Origin of the sequence: Gracilimonas sp., assembly GCF_035704785.1 — a bacterium.
Lineage (GTDB): Bacteria > Bacteroidota > Rhodothermia > Balneolales > Balneolaceae > Gracilimonas.
Window position 1 is genome coordinate 1 of record NZ_DASSWP010000234.1, and the last position, 4,951, is coordinate 4,951.

Below are 4,951 nucleotides of genomic sequence, written 5' to 3' on the forward strand. Positions count from 1 at the left end.
GGTATTGGTGGTGGAAATTATGACGGTCTACTAATTGGTTCTGATGATTTCTTTTCTGATGGAGTAAATAATGCTGTTCTTATCAGAAGAGCTTCAATGAATTCTCATAACTGGTTCGGTGCTATTTCGAATTTGGAGTATGAGGGTGAGAATTTAAAAACATCTATTGGAATAGATCTTCGAAAATATACAGGGTATCACTATAGAGCCCTTAATAACTTGATGGGCTTAGATGCTTATTATATGGCAGGTAATCAAAATTCAGCAGGTAGAATTATTCAAACTAAAATCGCCGCATCTCCTTTCCGTAATACGGGATTAGCAGGACCTAAGATTGACTACTACAACATCGGTTATGTTGATTGGCAAGGTGTTAATGGTTTAGTAGAATACAGTACTGACAATAATAGCCTAACTGCCGTTATTCAAGGTGGTGTTTCAAATCAGGGTTTCCAAAGAGAAGATACATTTGACCAACCAAATAATCCTTTATCTGAAAAGGTAAATCAACTAGGTGGTTACATCAAAGGTGGTGCTAACTACAACTTGTCAGAAACAATGAATGTGTTCTTTAACACAGGATTTATTTCTCGCCAACCTTTATTTGATGCCGTATTCCCCAACTTTGCTAACGAAGTAAATCCTGACCTACAAAACGAAAAAATCGTTTCTTTCGAAATTGGTTATGGATACATCGGAAGTGATTTAGATGTTAAGATTAACGCTTATTCTACAACTTGGGGAAATCGGTTTGTAACACAAAGTTTTCCAATTTCTGGTGGAGGCTTTGGAACAGCCCAGTTTAAAGATGTGGATGTATTACATCAAGGTATTGAAGTTGAAGCCGACTATCGTGTTAACAACGCTTTAAAATTTACCGGTATGTTGTCAGCAGGTAATTGGAGATACACAAAAAACTTCGAAGCAACTCTATTTGATGACAATAATAACGAAATCGGTACAGGTGTACTTTACACAAAAGATGTTAAGGTTGGTGATGCTGCTCAGTTCACGTCAAACTTAGGAGCCGAATATCGTATTGGTAAATTTATTGTTGATGGATCTTACAGATATGTAGATAACCTTTATGCAGACTACTCAATTACAGATGACGCTTTTACTAATCCTGATAATAAAGGAGCATTAAAACTTCCTTCATTCGGATTGTTTGATTTAGGCACAACATTTAATTTTGACTTACTCGGTAATAGTGCCTCATTGAGGGTTAACGTAAATAACGTATTCAATACTTTGTATATAGCAGAGTCTAATACAAATATTCATACAACAACTAATTCTCAGACTTGGAATGGTGTTGATAATAGAAACTCTGTTTGGTTTGGGTTTGGAAGAACATGGAACGCGAGTTTGAAGTATAACTTCTAAGCTTACATTCCAAAGTAAAAACTAAGTAAACTTTTAAAAGCAGCCTGTTTCTGACAGGCTGCTTTTTTATTTTCAAACATTATGAAAAACCTGATCTTTACACTCATTATTTTAGTAACAGCTGTAGGTTGTTCAAACGAACCATCCTCTAATCAACCCATTGGAGAGAAAGTACTGCTGATATCCTTTGATGGATTCAGATACGACTATCTCTCTAAAACAGACACCCCGAATTTTGATAAACTTGTGGAAACTGGTGTGATCAGTAAAGGACTAATTCCCATCTTCCCTTCAAAAACATTTCCAAATCATTACGCCATAGCCACCGGTTTATACCCCGAAAATAATGGGTTCATTTCGAATAGCATGTACGATCCTGAAATGGATGCAATTTTTAGCATGCGTGATCGTGAAGCCGTTGAAAACCCTGACTGGTATCAGGGCGAACCCATTTGGAATACGGTAGAAAAACAGGGTAAAAAAGCCGGAACTATGTTTTGGGTTGGTTCTGAAGCCCCCATCCAGGATATGCACCCAACACACTGGAAAGTGTATGATCAGTCTATGGGAGATTCCGCCCGAATTGATACTGTGGTTAAGTGGATGAGTTATGATGATCCTAAGCAAGTAGATTTTGCCACCCTTTATTTTCACTTTGTAGATAGCCAGGGGCATCGGTATGGTACCGACTCACCTGAGGTAGTAGAAGCGATAGAGCGTGCAGACGATTTGATGGGATACTTGATACAGCGCATGGAAGAACATGGACTCATTGATCATACCAATTTGTTGGTCGTTTCTGATCATGGAATGGCAAATGTTTCCAGAGAAAGAATCGTGGTCTTAGATGATATGATAGACCCCAATGATATTGAGATCATCGAATACAGTCCGTCACTTATGGCAAATGTAAAAAACGGAGATCCTGCTGCGATCTATAATGCCCTGAAAGAAAAGGAAGAAAATTTCAAAGTCTATTTAAAAGAGAATATTCCTGAACGTTACCACCTCAAAAACCACCCCCGGGTTCCGGATTTGTTAATGGTAGCAGACATAGGATATACTATTAATACGCAGGAATTTTTTGATGCGAGAGAAGATTACCCTTCCGGTGCTGCCCATGGTTTCGATAACCGGGAAAAAGAAATGCACGCTATTTTTATAGGTAGTGGGCCTGCCTTCAGATCAGGATATAGAATGAAAGCTTTCGAGAATGTACACTTGTATGAACTTATGGCTGACTTAATGAATATTACTCCGGCCCCAACCGATGGAACTATTGACAGTGTATCTGTAATGCTGAAATGAAACACGGAACTTTAATTCAAAAAAATCATTTCTCTGCTGCTATATAGATTGCATCTGTCCCAAAGTGAGGGGATATTCCAATCTGCTAAAATTCACCCCATTATATTATTTAAACTGACTTATAACCATGGCTTACGTTGTAACTGAACCTTGTATTCAATGTAAATATACTAACTGTGCGGCGGTATGTCCGGTTGATGCTTTTCGGGAAGGACCAAACTTTTTGGTGATCGATCCGATGGAATGTATTGACTGTGATGCATGCGTTTCTGAATGTCCCGTTGAAGCTATTTATCCGGATGATGAAGTGCCGGAAAAATGGGAAGATTATATCGACCTGAATGAACGCCTCGCCGAAGAGTGGGATGATCGCATTATTAATGAAACTCAAGATGCACTGCCTGATGCCGATGATTGGGCTACAAAAGAAGACAAGCGTGATGAGCTTGTTGAAGCCTGGTAAAAAATTTCTGACTATAAACTGATTTTTCTCAAGTTCCTATTTATGTTGGGAATTCGGGGTGATCTAATCATCATCTAATCCCGGAACCATTGTCTTTAAAAGACTCACTTTTTAGCACCTCTTTTTCTCCAAAGATAATGGGGATCTTGAATGCTACGCCCGATTCATTTAGTGATGGGGGTAAGTATATTGATGTAAACAGGGCCATGGACCGTATCCATTTGATGCTTAGAAATGGTGCGGAAATTATTGATATAGGAGGGGAGTCTACACGGCCAGGTGCAGATCCGGTTTCTGTTCAACAAGAGATGGATCGTGTAATGCCGATCTTGGAAGAAGCCATTCCGGTTTTTGATGAAGTGATCTTTTCAATAGATACAACCAAGTTTGATGTGGCAAAAAATGCTTTAGAGTCAGGAGCACAAATTGTCAATGATGTGAGTGGGCTCAGTAAGGAGACGAGGTTCGCTGATCTGTGTGCAGAATACGATGCAACCTACGTTCTTATGCATACACAGGGTGATCCCAAAACCATGCAAAAAAATCCCGAGTATGATAATGTGGTACAGGATGTAACAGTGTTTTTCGAGCAAAAATTAATAGAATTGGGAAAAAAAGGAGTTCGGAAGGTCATTCTTGATCCCGGAATTTGCTTTGGAAAAACCCTGGAGCACAATCTTAAATTGATCGCTCACCTTGACAAGTTTCAAAAATTTGATTTACCTATATTGATTGGCGCTTCCCGTAAGTCAATGATCGGCAAAATATTAGATGGCCGCCCTACAGACGGTCGTGTTATCGGAACGGTAGCAATTCACTATCATGCACTTACGAAAGGTGCGAAAATACTGCGAGTTCATGATGTGAAGGAAGCTTCCGATTCAATTCGTATATTCAACGCAATTCAATCCCAACAATAATAAAATAAGACGGCCTTGTTCCCCATTGGTTTTCTCGAATTCGGTGTTAAGGATTTCGTCGAGACGCTCATTATTGCGCTCGTCTTGGTATACCTGTACCGATGGGTAAGAGGTACATTTGCCATTCAGGCCGCGTTGGGAATCTTGTTTGTTGTAATAATAAATGTAGTTATTGGGCTGCTTGGTTTTACAACTATAAACTCCATCCTAAGCCAAATACTTGACGTGGGGATCATTGCACTTATCATTCTTTTTCAGCCGGAGATCCGAAAATTACTTTACAGGTTAGGAACAAATACGAGTCTCGATCGCTTTTTTTCGACCTCTAATTCTGATAAGACTATTGATGAGGTAATTCAAGCTGTTAAGCAAATGGCTAAAAATAAAATCGGTGCTTTGATCGTGTTTGCCCGAACATCATCTCTACAGGATCTGGTAGATGCCGGAGTTAATATTGATGCTGAAATACGAAGTGAGCTTTTAGTAACGATCTTTCAAAAAGATACCCCACTTCATGATGGAGCAGTGGTAATACGTGGAAACAGAATTGTAGCTGCCAGTTGTTATCTGCCTATTTCTCAGAACCCGAATATTTCCACTTCATTTGGAACCCGCCACCGTGCGGCGGTAGGTATAAGTGAATCCAATAATGTGTTTGTGATCGTGGTATCTGAAGAAACAGGGCGAATCTCCATTGCCCGAAATGGAGCCCTTACCAGTGGATTGACAATCCAAAAACTCCGTGCCGAAATGGAAGAGTCATTCGGAGATCAGAAGTTTGATGAAGACGTAGCTTTTAGATCCGCGCAATCTGATGTGAATTTGAACTGACCTAAAGGCTCTCGGTCTGCCGGCTCTAAGTCCGTCTGACCGA

5 protein-coding genes are annotated in these 4,951 nt (G+C 39.7%); all 5 read left to right on the forward strand.

Going from position 1 to position 4,951, the window contains the following annotated elements; all coding sequences use genetic code 11:
• On the forward strand, nucleotides 1–1,386 hold a 1,386-nt coding region (locus VFM80_RS13190; protein ID WP_395072427.1), incomplete at its 5' end, for a TonB-dependent receptor domain-containing protein.
• Between the two features lie 81 nt (nucleotides 1,387–1,467).
• A complete protein-coding gene (locus VFM80_RS13195; protein WP_395072429.1) occupies nucleotides 1,468–2,694 on the forward strand; it encodes an ectonucleotide pyrophosphatase/phosphodiesterase in 1,227 nt (408 codons plus the stop codon).
• A 127-nt stretch (nucleotides 2,695–2,821) separates the two neighbouring features.
• Entirely contained in the window at nucleotides 2,822–3,157 is a 336-nt protein-coding gene (fdxA, locus tag VFM80_RS13200) for a ferredoxin FdxA (RefSeq protein ID WP_395072431.1), read from the forward strand.
• Nucleotides 3,158–3,294: 137 nt separating this feature from the next.
• Nucleotides 3,295–4,077, forward strand: a complete 783-nt coding sequence (folP, locus tag VFM80_RS13205; protein WP_395072433.1) for a dihydropteroate synthase — start codon at nucleotides 3,295–3,297, stop codon at nucleotides 4,075–4,077.
• 15 nt (nucleotides 4,078–4,092) lie between these two features.
• Nucleotides 4,093–4,908, forward strand: a complete 816-nt coding sequence (cdaA, locus tag VFM80_RS13210; protein WP_395072435.1) for a diadenylate cyclase CdaA — start codon at nucleotides 4,093–4,095, stop codon at nucleotides 4,906–4,908.
• Nucleotides 4,909–4,951: the final 43 nt, after the last annotated feature.

What these genes read in the sequence shown, in the direction of transcription:
- VFM80_RS13195 (WP_395072429.1), top strand. Translation starts at nt 1,468, where the DNA reads ATGAAAAACCTGATCTTTACACTCATTATTTTAGTAACAGCTGTAGGT.
- fdxA (WP_395072431.1), top strand. Translation starts at nt 2,822, where the DNA reads ATGGCTTACGTTGTAACTGAACCTTGTATTCAATGTAAATATACTAAC.
- folP (WP_395072433.1), top strand. Translation starts at nt 3,295, where the DNA reads ATGGGGATCTTGAATGCTACGCCCGATTCATTTAGTGATGGGGGTAAG.